We start from the raw sequence: 23,072 nt of genomic DNA on the forward strand, positions 1-23,072 counted from the left end.
GGGAGAACCGTTTGGTGCCGAAGGTGCCAGCTAAGGAGCAGCCGTGCGTTTCCTGAATGAACCCACCACCGATCTGACCTACTCCGACCTCTTCCTCGTTCCGTCCCGTTCCGATGTCACCTCGCGCCTGGACGTGGATCTCGCGGCCGACGACGGGACCGGCTCGGCAATTCCGCTGGTGGCGGCGAATATGACGGCGGTGACGGGAAAGCGGATGGCAGAGACGATGGCCCGCCGCGGCGGCCTGGGCGTCCTGCCGCAGGACGTCCCGCTCGATGTCATCCGGGACGTTGCAGCCTGGATCAAGGGCCGCCACCCGGTCCTCGAGACCCCCGTCACGCTGGCGCCCACGGACACCGTGATCGATGCCCTGCACTTGATGGGCAAGCGGCCGCACGGGGCCGTAGTGGTGGTGGACTCGGCGGGCGCCGTCACCGGAGTGGTCCGTGCCGCCGACTGCGAGGGCCAGGACCGTTTCGCGTCGCTGGCCTCCGTCCTGCGCCACCAGCCGCTCGTGCTGGATGCCGGGATGCTCGGTGCCGGAACGCTGGCGGGCGGACCGGCCGCGGATGCTGCCGGCGCTGCCCAGTCGCTCCGCCGCGCCTTTGAAGCGATGGACGCCGCCGGGACGGACTATGCGCCGGTGCAGCAGGACGGTGTCCTGGCCGGTGTGCTCACCCGCAAGGGCGCCCTTCGCTCCACCATCTACCGCCCGTCCCTGGACGAGGACGGCAAACTCAAGGTGGCTGCCGCCGTCGGGATTAACGGTGACGTGGCCGGGCGGGCGGCCGAACTCCTGGCTGCCGGCGTCAACGTGCTGGTCCTCGATACCGCGCATGGCCACCAGCAGAAGATGTTCGACGCCCTGGCCGCCGTGAAGGGACTCAACCCCGGCGTGCCCGTCGTGGCCGGCAACGTGGTCACCGGCGAGGCCACCCGGGAGCTCATCGAGGCCGGAGCGGACATCGTCAAGGTCGGCGTGGGTCCGGGCGCCATGTGCACCACCCGCATGATGACGGCCGTGGGCCGCCCCCAGTTCAGCGCCGTCCTGGAATGTTCCGCGGCAGCGCGGGACGCCGGGGGCCGGGTGTGGGCCGACGGCGGTGTGCGCTACCCGCGCGACGTCGCCCTGGCCCTGGCCGCCGGGGCGAGCCAGGTCATGATCGGGTCCTGGTTTGCCGGTACTCACGAAAGCCCGGGAGACCTGCAGCTGGACGCGGGCGGCCGGCAGTACAAGGAGAGCTTCGGCATGGCGTCCGCCCGCGCCGTGCAGAACCGCAACCAGCGCGAGGGCGCCTTTGAGAAGGACCGCAAGGCCCTCTTCGAGGAGGGCATCTCCACGTCCCGGATGTACGTGGATCCGGTGCGGCCCGGCGTCGAGGACCTGCTGGACATGATCACCGCCGGCCTGCGCAGCTCCATGAGCTATGCCGGGGCCGCCGATCTCGCCGCCTTCCGCGAACGTGCCGTGGCCGGCATTCAGTCCGCGGCCGGGTACGAGGAAGGCCGCCCCGTCCCGCAAAGCTGGTGACGCCGCAGCTCGGGGGCTGGCGGCGGCTGCTCCTGTAGACTGAAATTCTTATGGACAGTAAATCTAGGTGCCGGCCTGGGGGCTGTCAGCGAAGAACGGAAACCGTTCCCGCGCAGTCCACCCGCAGAGCCGGCAAACCCCGTTCACGCGCCCATCACTCTCTGGCCATTCGCCACTCCGGAGCCTTCCAGGACACAGGGTCGGCTGCCGCCGACCATCCTCCGCCGGCCCGCCGACTCCAGCCACTCCGCACCCCGCAACGGCACCGGCTGCGCGCCGCCGCTCCGGAAGCAGGCCATTAAATGGAATGGCTTCTCCTCGTAGCAGGGCTCCTGCTCATCCTCGGCACCGGTTTCTTCGTTGCCGTGGAATTTTCCCTGGTCGCCCTTGATCAGACGACAGTGCAGCGCGCGGTCGACGGCGGAGACGCCGCCGCCGAGCCTCTGCTCAAATGCCTCAAGTCCCTCTCCACCCAGCTCTCCAGTTGCCAGCTCGGCATCACGATGACCACGCTGCTGACCGGCTACGTCATGGAACCGTCCGTCGGCAAGCTGCTCGAAGGCCCGCTCGCGGCCATCGGAGTCCCGGCAGCGGCGGTCGCCTCCGTCTCCCTGATCCTGGCGATGGCCCTCGCCACCTTGCTCTCCATGGTGATCGGCGAACTGGTGCCCAAGAACATGGCGATCGCCCTGTCCTTCCCGATCGGCAAGGCCGTTGCCCGGCCCCAGCTGGTGTTCACCGCGATCTTCAAGCCCGCAATCGTGGTCCTGAACGGTTTCTCCAACAAGGTCCTGAACGTCTTCGGCCTGGAGGCCAAGGAGGAAATCTCCGGCGCGCGCACGCCGGCAGAACTCGCCTCCCTCGTCCGCCGCTCCGCGGCCATGGGCACGCTCGACGCCGGAACGGCCAACTTCATTGCCCGGACCCTGAAGTTCTCCGGCCGGACCGCCGCGGACGTCATGACCCCCCGCATCCGGGTGGAGACCATCGACGCCGACCAGCCTGTGTCGGACATCGTCGAGGCCGCCAAGCGCACCGGCTACTCCCGTTTCCCGGTGATCGGCGAGTCCTCCGATGACATCCGCGGCGTGGTCCATATCAAGAAGGCAATCGCCGTTCCAGCGGACCGCCGCGCCAAACTGCAGGCCGGCGCCATCATGACCGATGTTCTCCGGGTGCCCGAAACCATCCACCTGGATGCCCTCCTCGCCGAACTGCGTGAGGGCAACCTGCAACTGGCCGTCGTCCTCGACGAGTACGGCGGAACGGCCGGCGTCGCCACGCTGGAGGACCTCGTGGAGGAAATTGTCGGGGAAGTGGCCGATGAACATGACAAAGTCCGGCCGGGGCTGCTTCAGAGCGCCTCGGGCGACTGGTACTTCCCCGGGCTGCTCCGGCCCGATGAACTCTCAGAACAGATCCCGGGCCTGACCGTGCCCGACGAAGCTGCCTACGAAACGGTGGGAGGCTACGTCATGAGCCAGCTTGGCCGCATCGCGGCAGTCGGCGACACAGTCGACGTCGTCGGCGGAACGCTCAGCGTGACCCGGATGGACGGTCGCCGGATCGACCGGATCTGCTTCCGGCCCGCCCGGGTTCCGGGCGGCGGCCAGCCCGCCAGCCAGGCAGGTGCCGCATGAGCGACTGGGCAGGAATCCTGTGGCTTGCCGTCCTGCTGGTCGGCAACGCCTTCTTCGTGGCGGCTGAATTCGCCATCATGTCCGCCCGCCGGAGCCAGATCGAGCCGCTGGCCGAGGCCGGCTCGAAGCGCGCGCAGACCACCCTGCGGGCCATGGAAAACGTCTCCCTCATGCTCGCGTGCGCCCAGCTCGGCATCACTGTCTGTTCGCTGCTGATCCTGCAGGTGGCCGAACCCGCGATCCACCACCTCCTGGCGGTGCCGCTGGAAGCGGCGGGCATCCCGATGGAGGCCGCGGACCTCGTGGCCTTCGCCGTCGCCCTGCTGGTGGTGACGTTCCTGCACGTCACGTTTGGCGAAATGGTGCCGAAGAACATCTCGGTGTCCGTCGCGGACAAAGCGGCGCTGCTGCTGGCTCCGCCGCTGATGTTCATTGCCCGCGTGGTCAAGCCCGTCATTGCGGCCCTCAACTGGTCCGCCAACCACATCCTGAAGCTGATGCGGATTGAGCCGAAGGATGAGGTCACGTCCTCCTTCACCCTTGAAGAAGTACAGTCGATCGTGCAGGAATCCACCCGCCACGGGCTCGTGGATGACGACGCCGGGCTCATCACCGGAGCGCTGGAGTTCTCGGAGCACACGGCGTCCCACGTGATGGTCCCGCTGCACAAGCTCGTCATGCTCAAAGCGGCCACCACGCCGGCGGAATTCGAAAAGGCAGTCAGCCGGACCGGTTTTTCGCGCTTCCCGATGCTCGACGACGACGGCATGCTGTCCGGGTACCTCCACATCAAGGACGTGCTGTCCATCCCCGACGCCGGATACCACCAGGCGATTGCGGAAAGCCGCATCCGGTCGCTGGCGAACCTCGCCATGGACGACGAAATTGAGAAAGCTATGTCCGTCATGCAGCGCACGGGCTCGCACCTGGCCCGCGTGATCGGTCCCGACGGGCTGACCCAGGGCGTGCTGTTCCTGGAAGACGTGATCGAGCAGCTGGTCGGCGAGATCCGCGACGCGACGCAGGCCACCGGCTACCGGAGGCTCGGCCAGGACCAGTAGCGCATTGCCAGTGGCGGACGGGCGGCACGGCGCCGCGCCGGGTATCCCTAAATAGGAATGATTCCTATTTAGGGATACACTCGGGCTGTTGCTATTGCTCCTGATTCTCAATAACAGATCCGAGGTTTCCCGTGCGCCGTCCCGCTGCCCGAGCCGTGCTGGCTGGTTTTGCCGGCTTAGGCCTCCTGCTGACCGCGTGCGCTCCGACGGCGGGAAGCGCCCGGGGGACCGCGGGCGACGGCGTCGTCGACGTCGTAGCCTCTACGAGTGTCTATGGCGACATCGTCTCCAGCATCGGCGGCGACAAGGTCCGGGTCAGCTCGATCATCAGCCGCACCAGCCAGGACCCGCACTCCTACGAGGCCACCACCCAGGACAAACTGGCTGTCTCCAAGGCCGAACTCGTGGTGGAGAACGGCGGGGGATACGACTCCTTCATCGACACGCTCGCAACGGACACCGGGCTGGAGCGCGGCAATGTGATCAGCGCCGTGGACGTCTCCGGCCTTGCCTCCGAAAGCCCGGCAGCGGCGAGCCCCGAGGCCTCCGGCCACACCCATGCGGCCACCGGGCTGAACGAGCACGTCTGGTACAGCCTGCCGGCCATGTCCCGCCTTACGGACGCCATTGCGGACAAACTCGGCACGCTGGAACCCGCCTCGGCGGAGACGTTCCGGACTAACGCGGCCGCATTCAAGGACTCGCTCGGCGGCCTGGAAACCAAGCTCGCCGCGATGAAGTCCGCGAAGGATCACGTGCCCGTGGCCGTCACCGAACCGGTGCCGTTGTACCTGCTGGAAGATGCAGGACTTGAGAACAAGACCCCGGCCGAGTACACGGCGGCGATCGAGGAAGGCGCCGATGTCCCGCCGGCCGTCCTCAAGGCCGCCGTCGATCTCGTGGGATCGGGGAGCGTCCGGCTGCTGGCCTACAATACCCAGACTGAGGGGCCGCAGACGCTGGCGCTGAAGAAGGCCGCCGCGTCCGCCGGTGTCCCGGTGGTGAACTTCAGCGAAACCCTTCCCGAGGGCCAGACCTTCCTGCAATGGATGACCGCAAATGTGGAGAGCATCAGCAAGGCCCTAGGATGATCGCAACAACGGAAGCGTCTGTCTCCGCAGGGAAATCGAGGAAACCTCATTTGACACCGGTAGTGAGCCTCCGCGGCGCCTCCCTGTCGTTCGGCCAGCGGACACTGTGGGAGGACCTGGACCTGGACATCAACCCGGGTGAATTCTTTGCCGTACTCGGCCCCAACGGCAGCGGCAAGACCACTTTCCTCAAGGTCCTGCTCGGGCTGCAGGAGCTGAGCACGGGCACGGCCGTGCTTGACGGCCGGCCCGTCGAACGGGGAAGCCGCCGGATCGGCTATGTGCCGCAGCAGAAATCTTTCGACCCCGATACGCCGCTGCGCGCCCGCGACCTCGTGGCCCTCGGCGTCGACGGCCACCGCTGGGGCATTCGCCTTGGCGGCGCAAAAGTGAACCGGAAGGTGGACGAACTCCTGGACCTCGTCGGCGCCAGCGACTACGCCAAGGTGCCGGTCGGGCAGCTGTCCGGCGGTGAGCAGCAGCGCCTGCGCGTGGCCCAGGCCCTCGCCACCGATCCCAAGGTGCTCTTGTGCGACGAGCCGCTGCTGTCCCTGGATCTTCAGCACCAGCAGGCCGTCAGCGCCTTGATCAACAAGCAATGCCGCGATGCCGACAGCGCCGTGGTGTTCGTGACGCACGAGATCAACCCGATCATGGACTACGTGGACCGCGTCCTGTACCTGGCCGGCGGACGGTTCCGGGTAGGCACTCCTGCCGAGGTCATGACCACCGAGGTGCTCTCCGATCTCTATGGCAGCCCGGTGGAAGTCATTCAGGCCAACGGCCGGCTGATCGTGGTGGGGCTGCCCGATGCCACGACGCACCACCACCACGACGCGCATTCAGTCGCGGGAGAGGTGGGCTAGATGGATCTGGGCAACCTGCTGCATTCAATCTTCAACTTCGAAAACTACGGCGAGCTGCTCGTCCTGGTGCAGAACTCAATCTGGGCCGGCGCCGTCCTCGGGCTGCTGGGCGGCCTCATGGGCACCTTCGTGATGAAACGCGACCTCGCCTTCGCGGTCCACGGCATCTCCGAACTCTCCTTCGCCGGTGCGGCGTTCGCGCTGCTGATCGGCGCGGACATCATTCTCGGCTCGCTGGCAGGATCGGTGCTGGCGGCCGTGGTGCTGGGCCTCATGGGCGTCCGTGCGCGGGACAAGAACTCGATCATCGGCGTCATCATGCCGTTCGGGCTGGGCCTGGGCATCCTGTTCCTGTCCCTGTATGAGGGCAGGGCTGCCAATAAGTTCGGCCTGCTCACAGGGCAGATTGTGTCTGTCGGAACGGTCCAGCTGCAGGTCCTGGCGGCCGCCGCCGTCGTGGTGATGCTGGCGCTGGTCGCCATCTGGCGGCCCCTGACCTTTGCCAGCGTGGACCCCGACGTCGCCACCGCCCGCGGCGTGCCGGTGCGGGCCCTGTCCCTGGCCTTCATGGTGCTGCTGGGCATCAGCGTGGCGTTGTCGATCCAGATTGTGGGCGCCTTGCTGGTGCTGGCCCTGCTGATCACGCCGGCGGCGGCGGCCATGCGGGTCACGTCCTCGCCCCGGCTGGTGGTCACCTTGAGCATTGTCTTCGCCATGACGGCGACCGTCGGCGGCATCCTGCTAGCCCTCGGCGGCCGGCTGCCCATCAGCCCCTACGTCACCACGCTGTCGTTCCTGATCTACGTGACCTGCCGGGTGATCGGCGGTGCGCGGGCGAAGCGGGGACTTAACGGCCGGGTGGTCCGCACGCCGACCCCTACCTCGACGCCGGTGGCTTGAGCGCGTGCGCCTGCCGCGTCCGATTTTCCCCAGCTTTGCGCAGGATCGACCGCGTGGCGCCGCGACCCGCTGGTTGATTGCCGCGGATCCACGTCAAAGGCGGGGAAATTCGGCCGTCGTGCTGCAGGGAACTTCGACGGCGAGGCTACTTTGCGGTCTTCAGCGCCGTGCACTCGGGGCATAGCCCGAAGATTTCCACGGTGTGCTCCACAGCCGTGAATCCGTGCTCTTTCGCGATCCTCGCGGCCCAGGCTTCGACCGCGGGTGCTTCAACTTCCACGGCCTTGCCGCAGTTGCGGCACAGCAGGTGATGGTGGTGCCCGGTGACGGCGCAGCGCCGATACACGGCTTCACCGTCGGCGTTGCGCAGGACGTCCACCAGCCCGTCGTCGGCGAGGGACTGCAAGATGCGGTAGGACGTCGCGAGGGACACCGTGCTCCCGCGCTCCTGGAGAATGCGGTGCAGCTCCTGCGTGCTGACGAAGTCCGCCAGATCGTCCAGGGCGGCACTGACAGCGAGACGCTGTTTGGTGACGCGCTGCTCCTTGCCCTGCGCGGGTGCCGCTGACGAGACGGGTCTCGGCGCTGACGCCGGGGCCGGAATCCGGCTGTTGCCGGCGGTGGCGCCCTGGGACATCGTGGAACTCGCTTCGCTTCGGGGGTTTCGCGGGGGACCCGCTGAGGGGTGGTGGCAATGTCCAAGATTACCAGCGTCCAAGATTGCCGGCAGCGCTCCGTGGACACCATGACGGGTGTTGCCTAGGCTGGCCGGATGAAGCTGACCAAATTCACCCACGCCTGTGTCCGACTCGAGAAGGACGGCCGGGTGCTGGTGCTCGACCCGGGTACGTTCTCTGAGACGGACCAGGCGCTGGCCGGGGCGGATGCCGTGCTGATCACGCACGAGCACGCGGACCATGTTGACGTCGACGCCGTCGCCGCGGCGCTGCAGGGCAACACCGCCCTTGAGCTGTTCGCCCCGGAGGCTGTGGCCGCTACGCTCCGCAGCAAGGCGCCCGACGCCGGGAGCCGCATCCACGCGGCGGTCGTCGGCGAGGACTTTGAGACGGCAGGCTTCGCGGTCCGGACCTTCGGGGGTCAGCATGCCCTCATCCATCCGCAGATTCCCGTCGTGGCCAACGTGGGCTACCTCGTGGATGCCAACGTCTACCACCCGGGGGACTCGTTCGCGATTCCCGACGGCGTCGAGGTCCGGACGCTGCTGGTCCCCATTCACGCCCCGTGGAACAAGGTGGGCGAAGTAGTGGACTTTGTGATCGGCGTCCGCGCGCCGCTGGCGTTCCCGGTCCACGACGCGCTCCTGAACGACACCGGCCGGGGCCTGATTGAGGGGCATGTGACCTGGATCGGAGCGAAATACGGCACCGAGTACCGGCACCTCTCCAGCGGAGACTCGGTGGAGGTCTAGCCCGTTGGAGGGTTAGCCACCGCGGGCGCCGCGGCGGTTCAGTCCGGCCACACACCGCTCTCGAAGAAGCCGCGCAGCACGGCCTCGTGGGGTTCGGGGTCCAGATCGTGGGCAGCCAGCCACTCCGCGTTGTAGTAGTTCCCGGCATAGCGGTCGCCGGCGTCGCACATGAGCGTGACGACACTGCCCCGGCGGCCCTCGGCGATCATCCCGGCGATGAGCTGCCACGCGCCCCAGAGATTGGTGCCGGTGGACGGCCCGGCATGTAGCCCTGCGTGCTCCCTGAGGTGGCGCATGGCCGCCACGGACGCGGCGTCGGGAACCTGGATCATGTGGTCGATCACGGCCGGCACAAAACTCGGTTCCATCCGCGGCCGGCCGATGCCCTCGATGCGGGACGGCAGGCCCGTCGCCGTCCCGGCAGCAGACGTGCCGCGGGCGGCGGGGGTCCCGCCGTCGGACTGGCTGTCCCGCCAGCCCGGATAGAACGCGGAATTTTCCGGATCGACGACGGCGAGTTTCGTCTCATGGCGCTGATAGCGCAGGTAGCGGCCGATCGTGGCGCTGGTGCCGCCGGTGCCTGCCCCGACCACCACCCAGCGGGGGACCGGATGCTCCTCCAGGGCCAGCTGGCCGAAGATCGACTCGGCGATGTTGTTGTTCCCGCGCCAGTCCGTGGCCCGTTCGGCGTATGTGAATTGGTCCATATAGTGCCCCCCGGTGCTGCTGGCGAGGCCGGCGGCGGCATCGTAGACCTCCGAGGCATGGTCCACCAAATGGCACGAGCCGCCAAACTGCTCGATCAGGGCGATCTTCTCCCGGCTGGTGGTCCGGGTCATGACCGCGATGAAGGGCAGTCCGAGCAGCTGCGCAAAATAGGCTTCGGAGACGGCGGTGCTGCCGCTGGAGGCCTCGACGATCGTGGTGCCTTCGCGGATCCAGCCGTTGACGAGGCCGAACAGGAACAGCGACCGTGCCAGCCGGTGCTTGAGGCTGCCCGTGCGGTGGGTGGATTCGTCCTTCAGGTACAGCTGCACGCCCCAGTGCTCGGGGAGCGGGACGGAATACAGGTGGGTGTCGGCAGATCGGTTGTTCTCGGCGTTGATCCGGCGGACGGCTTCGTCGGCCCAGGCCCGGTCGTGTCGGTGCGCGGTGTTCACCGCTACAGCCTACCGAAGGGGACGGGACGCCGAAGATAGAGTGGGCGCATGGACACCCTCATCGATGCAGTTGCCCTCAAAGACCGGTTGGACAGTGCCCGAGAAACGGGCCGCCGCACAGTGCTCCTGGATGTTCGATGGGCGTTGGGTGACCCTCACGGCCACGACCACTACCTGCGCGAACACATCCGCGGGGCTATCTTCGTGGATCTGGCCACCGAACTCGCCGGCCCCGCGGAACCGAGCCGCGGGCGGCATCCGTTGCCGACGCCGCAGCAGTTCCAGGAGTCAGCGCGCCGCTGGGGCATCAATGACGGCGACGCCGTCGTGGCCTACGACGACAGCGGCAACATGGCCGCCGCCCGGCTGTGGTGGATGCTGCGCAACGCCGGCTTCCGTTCCGTCCAGCTGCTCGACGGCGGCCTGGCCGCCTGGCGCGCTGCCGGGTTCGAACTGGCAGCCGGAGCCGAGCAGCCTGCACCGGGGACTGTCACTCTGTCCGGGGGCGCCATGCCCGCGATCGACGCCGGCCAGGCGGCTTCCTGGGGTCGGCGCGGGCTGCTTCTCGATGCCAGGGCGGGGGAGCGGTACCGCGGGGAAGTCGAACCCGTGGATCCCCGCGCCGGTCATATTCCGGGCGCCGTGAGTGCCCCCACCACCGGGAATCTGCAGCCCGACGGGCGGTTTCTGCCCCCGGCCGAGCTGCGGGAACGCTTCGAACGGCTCGGCTACCGTGCAGCCGTCCCCACCGCCGTGTATTGCGGTTCCGGGGTGACGGCGGCCCACGAAATCGCCGCCCTTGAGATCGCCGGCTTTCCCGCTGCTTTGTACCCCGGTTCGTTCTCCGAGTGGTGCCACAGCGCCTCGAACGAGGTCATCACCGGGGCCGCCCCGTATGGCGAGGACGCGGCTTCAAACTAGGGCTCCTTCTTGCCGGTTCACGCACTGAGTGCATCTGTCCTCACTTTTGTCACCCCCGACAAGCTGCCGACCAGCCGTGCGGGCTTGAAGATCTTGGCGCGATGCCGCGGCCGGTGAGTTGTTCGTGGCCGTTCTGCCGCTTCCGTCCTGAGCGGCGTGCCCGGCAGCGGCGGGGCCGTGGACTGGTAGGTGTGGCCGGTGGGGGTGGTGAGCTGGATGGTGTGTCTGGGGCCGGGACGGGGCTGGGCGTTCCAGCCGGGGGTTTCTTTGGTGTGGTTGCAGGCTTCGCAGAGCCCGGCGCCGTTGGTGCCGGTGGTGGGTCCGCCGTTATGCCAGGGGATGATGTGGTCCAGGTGCCGGATCGGGGCGTCGCAGTAGGGGGTGCGGCAGGTGTCGTCGCGGGTTTGGATGAAGCGGCGGAGCCCGGCGGGGAAGATCCGGGCCCGGGAGTCCATCCCGACGAGGTCCCCGGTGCCGGGGCGGGTGTAGAGGCGGCGGAGCCGGATGTCCGGGGCTGGGTTCTCGTCCCGTGTCAGGATTTTGCGGGCCCAGCCGGCGGGGACGGTGCCGTAGCCGGGGAGGCGGGCGGGTTCGGAGCCGGCCTGGAGGAGGGTGCGGTCGGTCATGATGAGCTGGAGTTCGATGCCGGCGATCCCGCCGGGGGTGCCGGTGATGCGTTCGACGAGGGTGTCGGCCATGGCCTGGCCGCGGGTGCGGGGATCGCCGGCGGAGCGGCAAGAGTCGGCGTGCCGGGTCAGGGCGTTGTAGACGGCCACGCCCTGGGCGACGGGGAGCAGGGCGGTGAGGCAGGTCATGGTGTCCGGGGCCGGGCGGAGGCTGACGTGCCGGTCGGTGGCGGCGTGCGCGGCGCGGTCGGTGACGGAGCGCGGGTCGCGCCGGTAGGCGGCGGTGCGGGCCGCGGCGATCAGGCCCCGGTCCCCGGCCCCGGCGAGGGCGCCGGTGTCGGCGGCCATTTCCTCATCGACCCCGGCCCGGTCGGCGGCGGTCAGGCAGGCGGTTTCGCGCACGAGCAAGGTGGCGCGCCATTCGTTGAGGTTCCCGGTTTCCAGGGCGGTGAGGGTGTGCGGCATTTCGGTCACGAGGGCTTTGGCCAGGCCCAGGAGGCGGCTGCCTTTGGCGGGGGATTCGCGCCGGGCCAGGGCGATCTGCGCGCCGACACCGGCGCCGAGCTTGTCGGCCGGGACCCCCGCGGCAGCCTGCTCGCGGCGCTGCAGCGCATCGAAGGCCACGCTCAGGCGGGCCTGTTGTGCGGCCGCGGCGGACTTCAGGTCCTCCAGATCCCGGATCTCGTCGATCAGTGCGGCGGCACTGTCCGGGACCGGGAGGAAGGCCAGGATCCGGGCCAGGTCAGCGACCGTCACAGCACCTGCCCGTGCCGTGTCTGCCGGCCCCGTCTCGGGCCCCTGCTTGCCGTCCATGAATCCAGTGTCCCGTCGACCACTGACAATTAGGGGAGAGCCGAGGCGGGTAGACAAGCCACGGGAGTTGTGCGCGGCCCTCGCTCGTCCGCAGCAGCGAAGCCCTGGGGGTGTCAGCTTGTTTGTGTAGGAGGGCTGTAGTCGCTGATTGATTGGAGAATCATTGTGGCTATGACTGAACCCCGTGAAGTTCTCCCGGAGGAGCCGGCCCGCGGAGTGGCCTGGCGCTCCAAAGTGGAATAGTCGCCGGGACCGGGGGTAGCGTCGACACATGACACCTGGACGTCCTGTACCCCCGCCCCTTGCCAAGCCGCTGCCGAACTCCGAGACCTCTGACACCACCGCGATCAACGCCGCACACGCCGACGGCGCCACGCTGGTCGCCGCCTATGGCGCCACGGCGCCGGACAGCGGACTCGTTCCCTTGACGGTGTCCCGCCGGGAGCCGAAGGCGGACGACGTTGAGATCGCCATCGAATTTTGCGGACTGTGCCACTCGGACGTGCACGCCACGCGCGGCGAATGGGGCGGCGACACGTATCCGCTGATCCCGGGCCACGAGATTGTCGGCCGGGTCACCCGGGTCGGTTCCGCCGTCGACGATTTCACGGTCGGCGAGCGCGTGGGCGTGGGCTGCATGGTCGATTCCTGCCGCGAATGCGACAGCTGCCTGGACGGCCTCGAGCAGTACTGCGAAAACGGCATAACGGGAACGTACGGATCCAAGGATCCCCGCAACGGAGGCGCGATCACCCAGGGCGGCTACTCGACGTCGATCGTCGTGGACCGCAACTACGTCCTGCGGGTTCCGGAGGGCATGGACCCGGCCGCCGCCGCTCCCTTGCTCTGCGCGGGCATCACCACTTATTCCCCACTGAACCACTTCGAGGTTGAGGAAGGTGACGTCGTGGGCGTTGTCGGGCTCGGCGGCCTCGGACACATGGCCGTCAAGATCGCCAAGGCCATGGGCGCCGAGGTGACGGTGTTCACGACGTCGGAGCAAAAGTTCGAGGCGGCCCGCGAACTGGGCGCCGACCACGTCATCCTTTCCACGGACCCGGCCGCGATGGAGGCCGCGGACCGCAGCATCGATGTCATCATCGATACCGTCGCTGCACCGCACGACCTCAACCCGTACTTCCGCACCCTGCGCGTGGACGGCGCGCTGTTCCAGCTGGGCCTCCCCTCGGAAGCGATGCCGCCCGTCAACCCCGGCGCACTGATCCGGCGCAGGATCGCGTACGCGGGATCGATGATCGGCGGCATCGCCGAGACCCAGGAGATGCTGGACTTCTGCGCCGAGCACGGTGTGGTGTCCGACGTCGAGGTGGTCGGGGCGGACCAGCTCAACGAGGCCTTCGACCGCATGGTGGCTGGAGATGTGAAGTACCGTTTTGTCCTGGACGTCAGCACCCTGGGGTCCCCGGCGGAAAAGGCGGACGCATGAGCACTCTCTTCACGAAAATCATCAACGGCGAGATCCCGGGCCGCTTCGTCTGGCGCGAGGACGACGTCGTGGCCTTCCTGACCGTGGGCCCGCTGGCCGACGGCCATACCCTCGTGGTGCCGGTCGAGGAAGTGGACCGCTGGACGGACGCCTCACCCGAGGTCCTCGGCCGTGTCATGGAGGTCGCCCGTAAAATCGGCGCTGTGCAGGTGGACGTCTTCGATGCCGCCCGGGCCGGCCTGATCGTCGCGGGTTACGAAATCAACCACATGCACGTCCACGTGTGGCCCTCGAACTCCATGGCGGACTTTGATTTCGGCTCGGTGGAGCAGCATCCGGATCCGGCAAAGCTGGACGCCAACGCCGAAAAGCTCCGCGAAGGCCTCCGCAAAGCCGGGCATTCGGAGCACGTCCCGGACGCCTAGGTTCAGACACGCCGGGGGCACCTCGGCGCACCCGACGCATCCCGGACTGGCGCCGGCGCAGCACTCCCCAAGGGGTCTACGCCGGTGCCAGTACTTTGTTAAGCGCCGCCCGGATGCGCTTTTCGGACACCGAGTAGGCGGTTCCGAGCTCGACGGCGAAGAGGCTCACCCTGAATTCTTCGATCATCCAGCGCACGTGTGTTAACTCCGCGCCGGCCCGCCGTCCGGGCAGCAGCGCGGAGACGGCGTCGTCGTAGTCGTCCTCGAGGGCCTGGACCGCGGCCATGTGCTGGGCGTCCCGCTGGACATTGCCCGGCAGCTTCTCGAGGCGCTTCTCGATCGCCGCCAGGTAGCGGGGCAGCTGGCTGAGCTGGGCGTAGCCCGTGCGTGCCACGAAGCCCGGATAGACAAGCTGCTCAAGCTGGCTCTTGACGTCGTTCAGCGCGCTGATCAAGGCAAGGCTGGTGGTGCCTTTGAGCTGCTTTTCGATCCGGCGCGTGCTGGCCAGGATGCGTTCGACGACGGCGGTGACCGTGAAGACGGTGTCGATCAGCTCGGCCCGCACGGTCTCGTACAGTGCCTTGAACGAGGCCTCATCCCACGGCAGCTCGGCCGGGGTGAGCTTATCAATGGCGGCCAGGGCACAGTCCGCAATCAACGCGGTCACGGAGCCGTGCGGATTCTGGCTGAACGTCAGTTTCTCGGTGTTGTTCAGGTGTTCCAGGACGTAGCGGTCCGGCGGCGGCACCTTCAGGGCCAGGAGCCGGATGACGCCGGCCCGCATGGCCTCCTGCTGTTCGGACGCGGTTTGAAAAAGCCGCAGTGCCACGGATGTTCCCTCGTCCACCACGGCCGGGTAACCGGTGACGGTGTGCCCGCCGACGTTGCCCTGGACCTGGCGCTGCACGGTTCCGAAAGTCCAGTCCTTGAGGCCGGACACTTCGCGGAACCCGCCCGGGGCGGCGGAGGCGGCGGCCGCCGGTGCGGCCGATCCCGGCACTGCAGCCCGTGAGGCGCCCGACGACGTGCCCGTCCCCTTAGGTGCGGCCTTCCCCCTGGCCGCGGGCGCCGTCGTGGCCGGGGTGGCACCGAGGGATTCCGCGATCGCCCGGCGGGTGGCCGGTGCCAGCCGCTCCTGCAGCGCAGTGAGGTCCTTACCCTCATCCAGTACCTTGCCGCGGGAATCCACCACCCGGAAACTGACCCGCAAATGCGCCGGCACGGCGTCCCAGTTCCAGGATCCCGGCGGGATGACCTGGCCGCGGATCCGGCGCAGCACGAGTTCGAGCGACGGCTCGAGTTCGTCCTCCGCGGGATGGAAGTCGGCTTCCAGCGCCGCGACGGCCTGGCGTGCCACGTCCGGCGCGGGCACGAAGTTCTTGCGGACCTGCTTGGGCAGCGACTTGATGAGCGCGGTGACAAGTTCCACGCGCTGCCCGGGGATCAGCCAGCGGAAAGCGGCGTCGTCGAGCTGGTTCAGGAACAGCACCGGGACTTCGGCGGTGACGCCGTCGGAAGGATTCGGCGGCGAGCCGGGCGCCACGGGGTGGAACTCGTAGCTCAGCGGCAGCTCAAAACCTTTGTGGAGCAAGGTCTTGGGGTAGGCCGAATCGTCCAGGGCCGCGGCGTCCTCGCTGATCAGCAGGGACTGGTCGAAGTCGAGCAGCTCGGGGTCCCGCTGCCGCGCGTCCTTCCACCACTTGTCGAAATGCCGCTCGGAGACCACCTCCTTGCCGATCCGGGCGTCGTAGAACTCGAACAACGTCTCGTCATCCACCAGGATGTCCCGGCGCCGCATCCGGGCCTCGAGCTCCTCGACCTCGTGGAGCAGGGCGCGGTTGCGGTGGAAGAACTTGTGATGGGTCTGCCAGTCGCCCTCAACCAGCGCGTGCCGGATGAAGAGCTCGCGGCAGAGCTCGGGATCCACGTTGCCATAGTTGACCCGCCGGCTCGGGATGATGGGCACGCCGTAAAGAGTGACCTTTTCGTGGGCCATCACCGCGCCCATCTTCTTCGACCAGTGCGGTTCGCTGTAGCTGCGCTTGACCAGGTCCGGCGCCACCTGCTCGGCCCACAGCGGATCGAACTTCGCCGCGACGCGGGCCCAGAGCCGGCTCGTCTCCACGAGCTCCGCGGCCATGACGAAGGTGGGGGACTTCTTGAACAGCGCCGAACCCGGGAAGATCGCGAATCGGCTGCCGCGGGCGCCGGCATACTCGCGCTTGCGCTCATCCAGAATTCCGATGTGGCTCAGCAGCCCGGAAAGCAGGCTGATGTGGACGCCGTCATGGTTGCCCACGGGATCGGCCAAACGCTTGTTGTCCAGGCTGATGCCCAGCGGCCGGGCGAGCTGGCGCAGCTGGGCGAAGAGGTCCTGCCATTCGCGGACCCGCAGGTAGTTGATGAACTCGGTCCGGCAGAGCCGGCGGAACGCGGTGGAGGAGAGTTCCTGCTGCTTCTCCTGCAGGTAGTTCCAGAGGTTCAGGTAGCCGGTAAAGTCCGAGTTTTCGTCCCGGAAGCGGGCGTGCTTCTCCGCGGCGAGCTGCTGCTTATCGGTCGGACGCTCCCGCGGGTCCTGAATCGTCAGGGCGGCCGCCAGGATCATGACTTCGCGGACGCAGCCGCGCTTGCCGGATTCGACGATCATCCGGCCCAGACGGGGGTCCACCGGCAGTTGGGCCAGTTGCTGCCCGACGGCGGTCAGCCCGCCACCGTTCCTGCCGCCGCCGCGGCCGGCAGCCTGTCGGCGGCCCGGGCGTCCGCCGCCGTCGCCCGTTTGCTCCTCGCCCCTCGGCTCCCCGCTCCTTTGTTCCTGGGTCCGCACGGGGCTGAGGGCGCCGAGTTCGCGCAGGAGGCTGACGCCGTCGTTGATGGCGCGTGAATCCGGCGGTTCGACGAAGGGGAAGTTCTCCACGTCCTTCGGTCCGCGGGCCACCCCCATGGCGGTCATCTGCAGGATGACGGCCGCGAGGTTGGTGCGCAGGATCTCCGGGTCCGTGAACAATGGCCGGGACTCGAAGTCCTCCTCGGAGTACAGCCGGATGGCGATGCCGTCCGAAACACGGCCGCAGCGGCCCGAGCGCTGGTTGGCCGAGGCCTGGGAGACGCGCTCGATCGGCAGGCGCTGGACCTTGGTGCGGTGCGAGTAGCGCGAGATGCGGGCTGTACCGGTGTCGATCACGTACTTGATGCCGGGGACGGTGAGCGAGGTTTCGGCGACGTTGGTGGCCAGCACGATCCGCCGTTTGCTGCCGGGGTGGAAGACCTTGTGCTGCTCCTGCAGGCTCAGCCGGGCGAAGAGGGGCAGGACCTCGGTGCCGGCCAGCCGCTTGTTGGACTGGATGCGGGCGTTGAGGGCCTCCGCCGCGTCCCGGATTTCGCGTTCCCCGGAGAAGAAAATGAGGATATCGCCGGGGGCTTCCAGGGCGAGCTCGTCGACGGCGTCGCACACCGCGTCGAGCGGGTCGCGGTCCTCTTCGAGTTCGTCGTCCGAGCCTGAGCCCTCCCCGGCTCCGTCTTCGGCGCCGGCACCGGCGCCGCCGGCGGGCTGGGAGAGGGGCCGGTAGCGGATCTCCACCGGGTAGGTCCGGCCCGAGACCTCGATGATGGGGGAGGGCTCTTCCTCGCTGCCGAAGTGCTTGGCGAAGCGCTCCGGATCGATGGTGGCCGAGGTGATGATGATCTTCAGGTCCGGGCGCTGCGGCAGGATCCGCTTGAGGTAGCCGAGGATGAAGTCGATGTTGAGGCTGCGCTCGTGGGCCTCGTCAATGATGATGGCGTTGTACTTGCGCAGCAGCTTGTCGCGCTGGATTTCTGCCAGCAGGATGCCGTCGGTCATGAGCTTGACCTTGGTGGAGCGGCTGACCTCGCCCGTGAACCGGACCTGGAAGCCGACCTCCTGGCCGATCTCGACGCCGAGTTCCTCCGCGATGCGTTCGGCAACGGTGCGGGCCGCGAGCCGGCGGGGCTGGGTGTGCCCGATCAGCCCGTTCTCGCCCAGGCCGAGTTCCAGGCACATCTTCGGGATCTGGGTGGTCTTACCCGAACCGGTCTCGCCGGCGATGATGGTCACCTGGTTGGCCGCGATGGCGGCCATCAGATCTTCGCGGCGCTCGGAAACCGGCAGTTCGGCGGGGTAGGAAATATGCAATGTCATGGCTGGAGACAGTCTACTGGGACGGACTGTCCGCCGGGCCCTGCGCATAGTGAGGGCCCGGCTGGTGGAGCCGGGCCCAGTGCGGGTGTGCGGACTCAGAAGATCCGCAGGGTGTAGTTGACGCTGGGGAGATCCCGGGCCATCCAGAACTCTTCCGAGCGGACGGGCGGGTTGTGGCCGAGGCCATCCTTGCGCAGGGCGCCGATGGTGGCTGTGATGATGGCGATGATCAGGATGATGAGGGCGATTCCGAGGAGTTCCATACCTCCATGGTTCTCCCGCCCATAGATGAAAAGAAGTGGCAGAAATGACCAAAAAGCTATAATTTCTGCCACACTGGAATCATGATCAAATCAGTGGCAATGATCGTCGTCCCCAACTTCTCCATCTTCGAGTTTGCGACCGCATTCGAGGTCTTCGGGATTGACCGCTCAGAGCGCGGAAGCGGCGTGCCCGTTTTCGATTTCCGGGTCTGTACCCCGGAGCCCGGTGACGTCCCGCTCAAGTCCGGACTGTCCATGCACGTCAACTTCGGGCTGGAAGCCGCTGCCGACGCGGACCTGGTGGTGATGGCGCCCTACGGCCGGGACGAGGATGTCCCGGAGTCCGTCCTGGACGCGCTGCGCGCCGCCCATGCGCGCGGTGCCTGGGTGATGTCCATCTGTTCCGGCGCCTTTGCCCTGGCCCGGGCGGGGCTGCTCGACGGCCGCCGCTGCACCACGCACTGGCACTACTCCCAGGAACTCGCCAGCCGGTACCCTGCCGTCCTGGTGGATGAAAACGTCCTCTACGTCGAAGACGACAGGATCATCACCAGTGCCGGGACGGCCGCGGGGATCGATGCCTGCCTGCACCTGATCCGCACTGAATTTGGTGCCAAGGTGGCCGCCGGCATCGCCCGTGACATGGTGGTCCCGCCGCACCGCGACGGCGGCCAGGCCCAGTACATCGACCGGCCCATCCCGCAATGCGGTTCGGAACCGATGGAACAGCTGCTGCAATGGATGGTCCGGCACCTGGACGAGGAACACCCGGTCAACGAGCTGGCCGCCCGGGTCCACATGTCGCCGCGGACCTTCGCGCGGCGGTTCCGCTCGGAAACGGGGGCGACCCCGGCGGCGTGGCTCAACTCCCAGCGGGTCCTGCGCGCCCAGGAACTGCTGGAGACCACGGAACTCAACATTGACGAAATCGCGCGGGAAGCCGGCTTCGGGCATTCGGTCCTGCTGCGGCACCACTTCGCAAAAGCGCTGGACACCAGCCCGCAGTCCTACCGGCGCACGTTCCGGGGGCACCTGGCAACGGCATAAGCGGCACCGCCAGGGACAACGGCATAGGCAGCCCGGGCTGCCGACGGCTACCCGATTTCCGCCGGGCCGGCCTCCTCGGCCGCAGCCCGGGCACACTCGACAAGGTCCCGCCAAGGTCCCGTCAGCTCACGCTCCGGCAGGACCGCCCGGCGCTGATCGGCCCGGATGCTGTACATGAACCGGTCCGGCTGGCCGGTGGCCTCGCCGGGCCCGGCGACGTCGTCCCACGGGCATGCCTCAATGAGCGGCTGCCACCGGTCGGTGTCCTCAGGCGGCTCGGGCCGGACGGTCCATGTCCTTTTCATGCCGGCCACGCCGCCGCTGCGCTGGACGATTATCTTCATGAGTCTGCGATCCTCACGACCTGGTGGCTGGGTTGGGATGCTGCGGCGGTTAGATTGCGCTGCGCTACAGCTTCACCTTCACAGTTTCCCACGCGGACCGCACGGCGTCATGCTCCTTGGAATCCGCCCCGAAAAGCTCCTTGGCAGAGGCGACAGTGGCCTTGGCGAAGGCGCCGAACGTGGCATTCGGCGCCAGTGTGCCGCCGGTCAGGGTGTCGTACCAGATCTGCGCGGGGGCGTCCCAGGCGTTGCCGCCGAGGGCCGTGGCAACGAGGCAGAAGGCACGGTTCGGGATGCCGGAGTTGATGTGCACCCCGCCGTTGTCCGCGCTCGTCCGTACGTAGGAATCCATCGAGTCCGGCTGGGGATCCTTGCCGAGGACGTCGTCGTCGTACGCGGTACCGGGCGCCTTCATGGACCGCAGGGCGGCACCCTGAACCTGGTCTGTAAAGAGTCCTTCGCCGATCAGCCAGCTCGCCTCCGCGGTGGACTGCTGCTTGGCGTACTGTTCCACGAGGGCGCCGAAGACGTCGGACAGGGATTCGTTGAGCGCGCCGGCCTGGTTGCGGTAGTTCAGGCCGCCTGAAAACTGCGTAACGCCGTGGGCGAGTTCATGGCCGATCACGCTGAGCGACTTCGTGAACCGTTCGAAGACAACGCCGTCGCCGTCGCCGAACACCATCTGCCGGCCGTCCCAGAACGCGTTGTCGTAGCGTTTGCCGTAATGGACTGTGGCCTCGAGGGGAAGGCCCTTCCCGTCAATGGAGTCGCGGCCAAAAGCGTCCGCGTAGAGACGGTGGGTGTGGCCCAGTCCGTCGTAAGCTTCGTCCGCGGCCGGATCCCCGCTGGGTGGCTTGCCTTCGTTGCGGACCAGGCTGCCGGGCAACTGCTCCAGGGACCGGGCGTCATAGATGGTGCGTTCCGGTGCCCCGGGCTTGAGCCCCCGTGCGGCGGGGACCGCCAGCAGGGTCAGCTCAGCGCGGGCCGCCTGGAAACTCTTGACGTGCAGCAGCGCCTTCTGTGCCGCCTCTGCAGCGCCGGAGAACCCCGGTTCCTGCTGGGCGGCCAAGCGGCGGAGCAAGTAGGGCGGAACGATGGAACAGTAACCACCGGAACGGTAAGCGGCGGAACGGTAAGCGACGGAACGGAACATGTGAGACCCCCTTCATGCTTCGGGGCGTGCCCGGTAGCCCGCCACCGATGAACACAGCCTACGAGCCGGCACCGACAATCGGCAGGGGGAGAGCCGCTGGTTTTGCGCGTTCTTTCCGCCGGATTCCGTGCAAAAGACCCGGCACAAAAAACCCCGCCGTTTCAATGAAACGACGGGGTTTGTCTGTACTGTCTGACTGCTGTACTGCCTATCTTCTGTGCCCTCGATAGGATTCGAACCTACGACCTTCTGCTCCGGAGGCAGACGCTCTATCCCCTGAGCTACGAGGGCAGTCAGGGATCCTGCCGTTTCCGGCGGGACGTCCTAGAGCTTAGCAGGAAGGTGGCCTCCAACGGAAAATCGGCGCCCATCTGGCGCATGGGGCGCGTGCAGAGCGCGTGCCGAGCCCGTGCCGAGTAGGCAATGAACGCGGTCACGCGCGGGGCGGGAGGACGGACTAGCTGCCCGCCCGCCCGTCATGCCGGGCGCCAGATTCCGCCACACCTCGGGCCCACCGGTAGGCTAGAACTGTGACCCCAGAAGAACTCTCCCTCGCCATATCCGCCTGCCTGAAGGACGCCGTCGCGGCAGGCGAGATTGCCCTTTCCGCAGCCGACATCCCGGACGAGGTGCGCGTCGAGCGCCCGAAGAACAGGGACCACGGGGACTGGGCCACCAACGTCGCGCTCCAGCTGGCCAAGACGGCAGGCACCAACCCGCGGGAATTCGCGTCCGTCCTGAGCGCCCGGCTGAAATCGATCGACGGCGTTTCCGCCGTGGACATCGCCGGCCCGGGCTTCCTGAACATCACCGTGGACGCCGCGGCCGCCGGCGCCCTCGCCAAGGCGATCGTCGAGGCCGGCGCGGACTACGGCACCAACACCGCGCTCGCCGGGCACGTGGTCAACATGGAGTTCGTCTCGGCCAACCCGACCGGTCCGCTGCACATCGGCCACACCCGCTGGGCGGCCCTCGGCGACGCGATCGCCCGCGTCCTCCGCGCCTCCGGTGCCGACGTCACGGCCGAGTACTACATCAACGACGCCGGCTCCCAGATGAACGTGTTCGCCAACTCGGTGTTCGCGAGGCTGCACGGCCGGGACGTGCCCGAAGGCGGTTACCCTGGCCAGTACATCGCCGACCTCGGCCATGAGGTGCTCAGCGAGCACCCCGGGATCCGTGAACTCACCGAAGTCGCAGCCCTGCCGGTGATCCGTGGCGCCGCGTACAAGGCGCAGATGCACGACATCAAGCAGACGCTGGCCGGGTTTGGCGTCGACTTTGATGTCTTCTTCTCCGAACAGGAACTCCACGACGCCGGCGCGATCGAGGACGCCGTCGCCCGCCTGCGCGAACAGGGTCACGTTTTCGACGACGGCGGCGCGGTGTGGCTGCGCACCACCGACTTCGGCGATGACAAGGACCGCGTGATGATCCGCGCGAACGGCGAGCCGACGTACTTCGCCGCCGACGCCGCCTACTACCTGTCCAAGAAGGACCGCGGCTACACGGAGAAGATCTACCTCCTCGGCGCCGACCACCACGGCTACATCAACCGGCTCAAGGCCATCGCGGCCGCCGCCGGCGACGACCCCGAGGTCAACATCGAGGTCCTGATCGGCCAGCTGGTCTCCGTCAACGGCGCCAAGCTGTCCAAGCGTGCCGGCAACATCATTGAGCTCAAGGACCTCATCGACTGGCTCGGCAAGGACGCGGTCCGCTACTCGCTCGCCCGGTTCCCGGCCGATTCGCCGCTGACCCTGGACCCCGAGCTGCTCAAGAAGCACAGCAACGAAAACCCGGTGTTCTACGTCCAGTACGCCCACGCCCGCTCCCGCGGCGCCGCCCGCAATGCCGTGGCCGCCGGCGTGGAGCGCCGTGTCGACGGCAAAGACTGCTTCGACGCCGCACTGCTGGACCACGCCACCGAAAACGAGCTGCTCTCGCACCTGGGCAGTTACCCCTCGGTGGTGGCCAAGGCCGCCGAACTGCGCGAACCGCACCGCGTGGCCCGGCACCTGGAAGTCATCGCCGGCGCCTACCACCGCTGGTATGACGCCTGCCGGGTGGCGCCCCAGGGCGAGGAACCCATCACCGACACCAACCGGACCCGGCTGTGGCTCAACGACGCCACGAGCCAGGTGCTGGCCAACGGACTGGAACTGCTGGGCGTCTCGGCGCCGGAACGGATGTAATCGT

The 23,072-nt window shown here is 67.8% G+C and carries 19 protein-coding genes and 1 tRNA gene; 12 read left to right on the top strand and 8 right to left on the bottom strand.

Annotated features, from left to right (window positions below; translation table 11 throughout):
* Nucleotides 1–43: 43 nt before the first annotated feature.
* The 6 genes from C9424_RS11005 to C9424_RS11030 all read left to right on the top strand — a co-directional run bounded on the left by C9424_RS11005 (nucleotide 44) and on the right by C9424_RS11030 (nucleotide 7,089).
* A complete protein-coding gene (locus tag C9424_RS11005) occupies nucleotides 44–1,531 on the top strand; it encodes a GuaB1 family IMP dehydrogenase-related protein (RefSeq protein WP_116766882.1) in 1,488 nt (495 codons plus the stop codon).
* Nucleotides 1,532–1,833: 302 nt separating this feature from the next.
* The gene (locus C9424_RS11010) at nucleotides 1,834–3,171 is read left to right on the top strand and encodes a hemolysin family protein (RefSeq protein WP_116766883.1); all 1,338 of its coding nucleotides are present in this window, start codon (nucleotides 1,834–1,836) and stop codon (nucleotides 3,169–3,171) included.
* Nucleotides 3,168–4,232, top strand: a complete 1,065-nt coding sequence (locus tag C9424_RS11015) for a hemolysin family protein (RefSeq protein WP_116766884.1) — start codon at nucleotides 3,168–3,170, stop codon at nucleotides 4,230–4,232. The genes C9424_RS11010 and C9424_RS11015 overlap by 4 nt, the downstream gene beginning before the upstream one ends.
* A gap of 131 nt (nucleotides 4,233–4,363) precedes the next feature.
* On the top strand, nucleotides 4,364–5,323 hold the full coding sequence (locus C9424_RS11020; RefSeq protein WP_202615832.1) for a metal ABC transporter solute-binding protein, Zn/Mn family: 960 nt from the start codon (nucleotides 4,364–4,366) through the stop codon (nucleotides 5,321–5,323).
* Between the two features lie 50 nt (nucleotides 5,324–5,373).
* A complete protein-coding gene (locus C9424_RS11025; RefSeq protein WP_116766886.1) occupies nucleotides 5,374–6,189 on the top strand; it encodes a metal ABC transporter ATP-binding protein in 816 nt (271 codons plus the stop codon).
* Entirely contained in the window at nucleotides 6,190–7,089 is a 900-nt protein-coding gene (locus tag C9424_RS11030) for a metal ABC transporter permease (protein WP_116766887.1), read from the top strand.
* A 145-nt stretch (nucleotides 7,090–7,234) separates the two neighbouring features.
* Here the strand turns inward: C9424_RS11030 and C9424_RS11035 are convergent, their stop codons facing one another.
* Complete coding sequence (locus C9424_RS11035; RefSeq protein WP_237563406.1) at nucleotides 7,235–7,726, bottom strand: Fur family transcriptional regulator; 492 nt, start codon at nucleotides 7,724–7,726, stop codon at nucleotides 7,235–7,237.
* 135 nt (nucleotides 7,727–7,861) lie between these two features.
* On the opposite strand from C9424_RS11035, the gene C9424_RS11040 reads away from it, so the two are divergent.
* On the top strand, nucleotides 7,862–8,518 hold the full coding sequence (locus C9424_RS11040) for an MBL fold metallo-hydrolase (protein WP_116766888.1): 657 nt from the start codon (nucleotides 7,862–7,864) through the stop codon (nucleotides 8,516–8,518).
* A gap of 38 nt (nucleotides 8,519–8,556) precedes the next feature.
* Here the strand turns inward: C9424_RS11040 and C9424_RS11045 are convergent, their stop codons facing one another.
* Complete coding sequence (locus tag C9424_RS11045) at nucleotides 8,557–9,678, bottom strand: PLP-dependent cysteine synthase family protein (RefSeq protein WP_116766889.1); 1,122 nt, start codon at nucleotides 9,676–9,678, stop codon at nucleotides 8,557–8,559.
* Between the two features lie 48 nt (nucleotides 9,679–9,726).
* Between C9424_RS11045 and C9424_RS11050 the strand changes: the two genes are divergently transcribed.
* Complete coding sequence (locus tag C9424_RS11050) at nucleotides 9,727–10,599, top strand: sulfurtransferase (RefSeq protein ID WP_116766890.1); 873 nt, start codon at nucleotides 9,727–9,729, stop codon at nucleotides 10,597–10,599.
* A gap of 17 nt (nucleotides 10,600–10,616) precedes the next feature.
* Here the strand turns inward: C9424_RS11050 and C9424_RS11055 are convergent, their stop codons facing one another.
* A complete protein-coding gene (locus C9424_RS11055; RefSeq protein ID WP_116766891.1) occupies nucleotides 10,617–12,038 on the bottom strand; it encodes an HNH endonuclease in 1,422 nt (473 codons plus the stop codon).
* 271 nt (nucleotides 12,039–12,309) lie between these two features.
* On the opposite strand from C9424_RS11055, the gene C9424_RS11060 reads away from it, so the two are divergent.
* Nucleotides 12,310–13,485, top strand: coding sequence for an NAD(P)-dependent alcohol dehydrogenase (locus C9424_RS11060; RefSeq protein ID WP_116766892.1), 1,176 nt, complete (start codon nucleotides 12,310–12,312; stop codon nucleotides 13,483–13,485).
* Nucleotides 13,482–13,910 (top strand): HIT family protein, encoded by a 429-nt coding sequence (locus tag C9424_RS11065; protein ID WP_116766893.1) that lies wholly within the window; start codon nucleotides 13,482–13,484, stop codon nucleotides 13,908–13,910. Before C9424_RS11060 ends, C9424_RS11065 begins: the two co-directional genes overlap by 4 nt.
* A 76-nt stretch (nucleotides 13,911–13,986) precedes the next feature.
* On the opposite strand, the gene hrpA is transcribed toward C9424_RS11065, so the two are convergent.
* Both hrpA and C9424_RS21660 read right to left on the bottom strand, forming a co-directional pair.
* Nucleotides 13,987–18,066: an ATP-dependent RNA helicase HrpA gene (hrpA, locus tag C9424_RS11070; protein WP_116766894.1), complete on the bottom strand. Its 4,080-nt coding sequence runs from the start codon at nucleotides 18,064–18,066 to the stop codon at nucleotides 13,987–13,989.
* A gap of 95 nt (nucleotides 18,067–18,161) precedes the next feature.
* Nucleotides 18,162–18,329 carry a hypothetical protein gene (locus C9424_RS21660; protein WP_202615833.1) on the bottom strand — a complete coding sequence of 56 codons (168 nt, stop codon included), beginning with the start codon at nucleotides 18,327–18,329 and terminating at the stop codon, nucleotides 18,162–18,164.
* Between the two features lie 81 nt (nucleotides 18,330–18,410).
* Here C9424_RS21660 and C9424_RS11075 point away from each other — a divergent pair, with 81 nt between their 5' ends.
* The gene (locus tag C9424_RS11075) at nucleotides 18,411–19,376 is read left to right on the top strand and encodes a GlxA family transcriptional regulator (protein WP_116766895.1); all 966 of its coding nucleotides are present in this window, start codon (nucleotides 18,411–18,413) and stop codon (nucleotides 19,374–19,376) included.
* A gap of 47 nt (nucleotides 19,377–19,423) precedes the next feature.
* Here C9424_RS11075 and C9424_RS11080 read toward each other — a convergent pair whose 3' ends face one another.
* The 3 genes from C9424_RS11080 to C9424_RS11090 all read right to left on the bottom strand — a co-directional run bounded on the left by C9424_RS11080 (nucleotide 19,424) and on the right by C9424_RS11090 (nucleotide 21,164).
* Nucleotides 19,424–19,720, bottom strand: a complete 297-nt coding sequence (locus C9424_RS11080) for a protealysin inhibitor emfourin (RefSeq protein ID WP_116766896.1) — start codon at nucleotides 19,718–19,720, stop codon at nucleotides 19,424–19,426.
* A 64-nt stretch (nucleotides 19,721–19,784) separates the two neighbouring features.
* On the bottom strand, nucleotides 19,785–20,873 hold the full coding sequence (locus tag C9424_RS11085) for a M4 family metallopeptidase (RefSeq protein WP_116766897.1): 1,089 nt from the start codon (nucleotides 20,871–20,873) through the stop codon (nucleotides 19,785–19,787).
* A gap of 218 nt (nucleotides 20,874–21,091) precedes the next feature.
* Nucleotides 21,092–21,164 (bottom strand) — tRNA-Arg (locus C9424_RS11090).
* A 239-nt stretch (nucleotides 21,165–21,403) separates the two neighbouring features.
* On the opposite strand from C9424_RS11090, the gene argS reads away from it, so the two are divergent.
* Nucleotides 21,404–23,068 (top strand): arginine--tRNA ligase, encoded by a 1,665-nt coding sequence (gene argS / locus C9424_RS11095; RefSeq protein WP_116766898.1) that lies wholly within the window; start codon nucleotides 21,404–21,406, stop codon nucleotides 23,066–23,068.
* Nucleotides 23,069–23,072 lie beyond the last annotated feature (4 nt).

The organism is Arthrobacter sp. H-02-3 (assembly GCF_003097355.1).
GTDB lineage: Bacteria > Actinomycetota > Actinomycetes > Actinomycetales > Micrococcaceae > Arthrobacter > Arthrobacter humicola.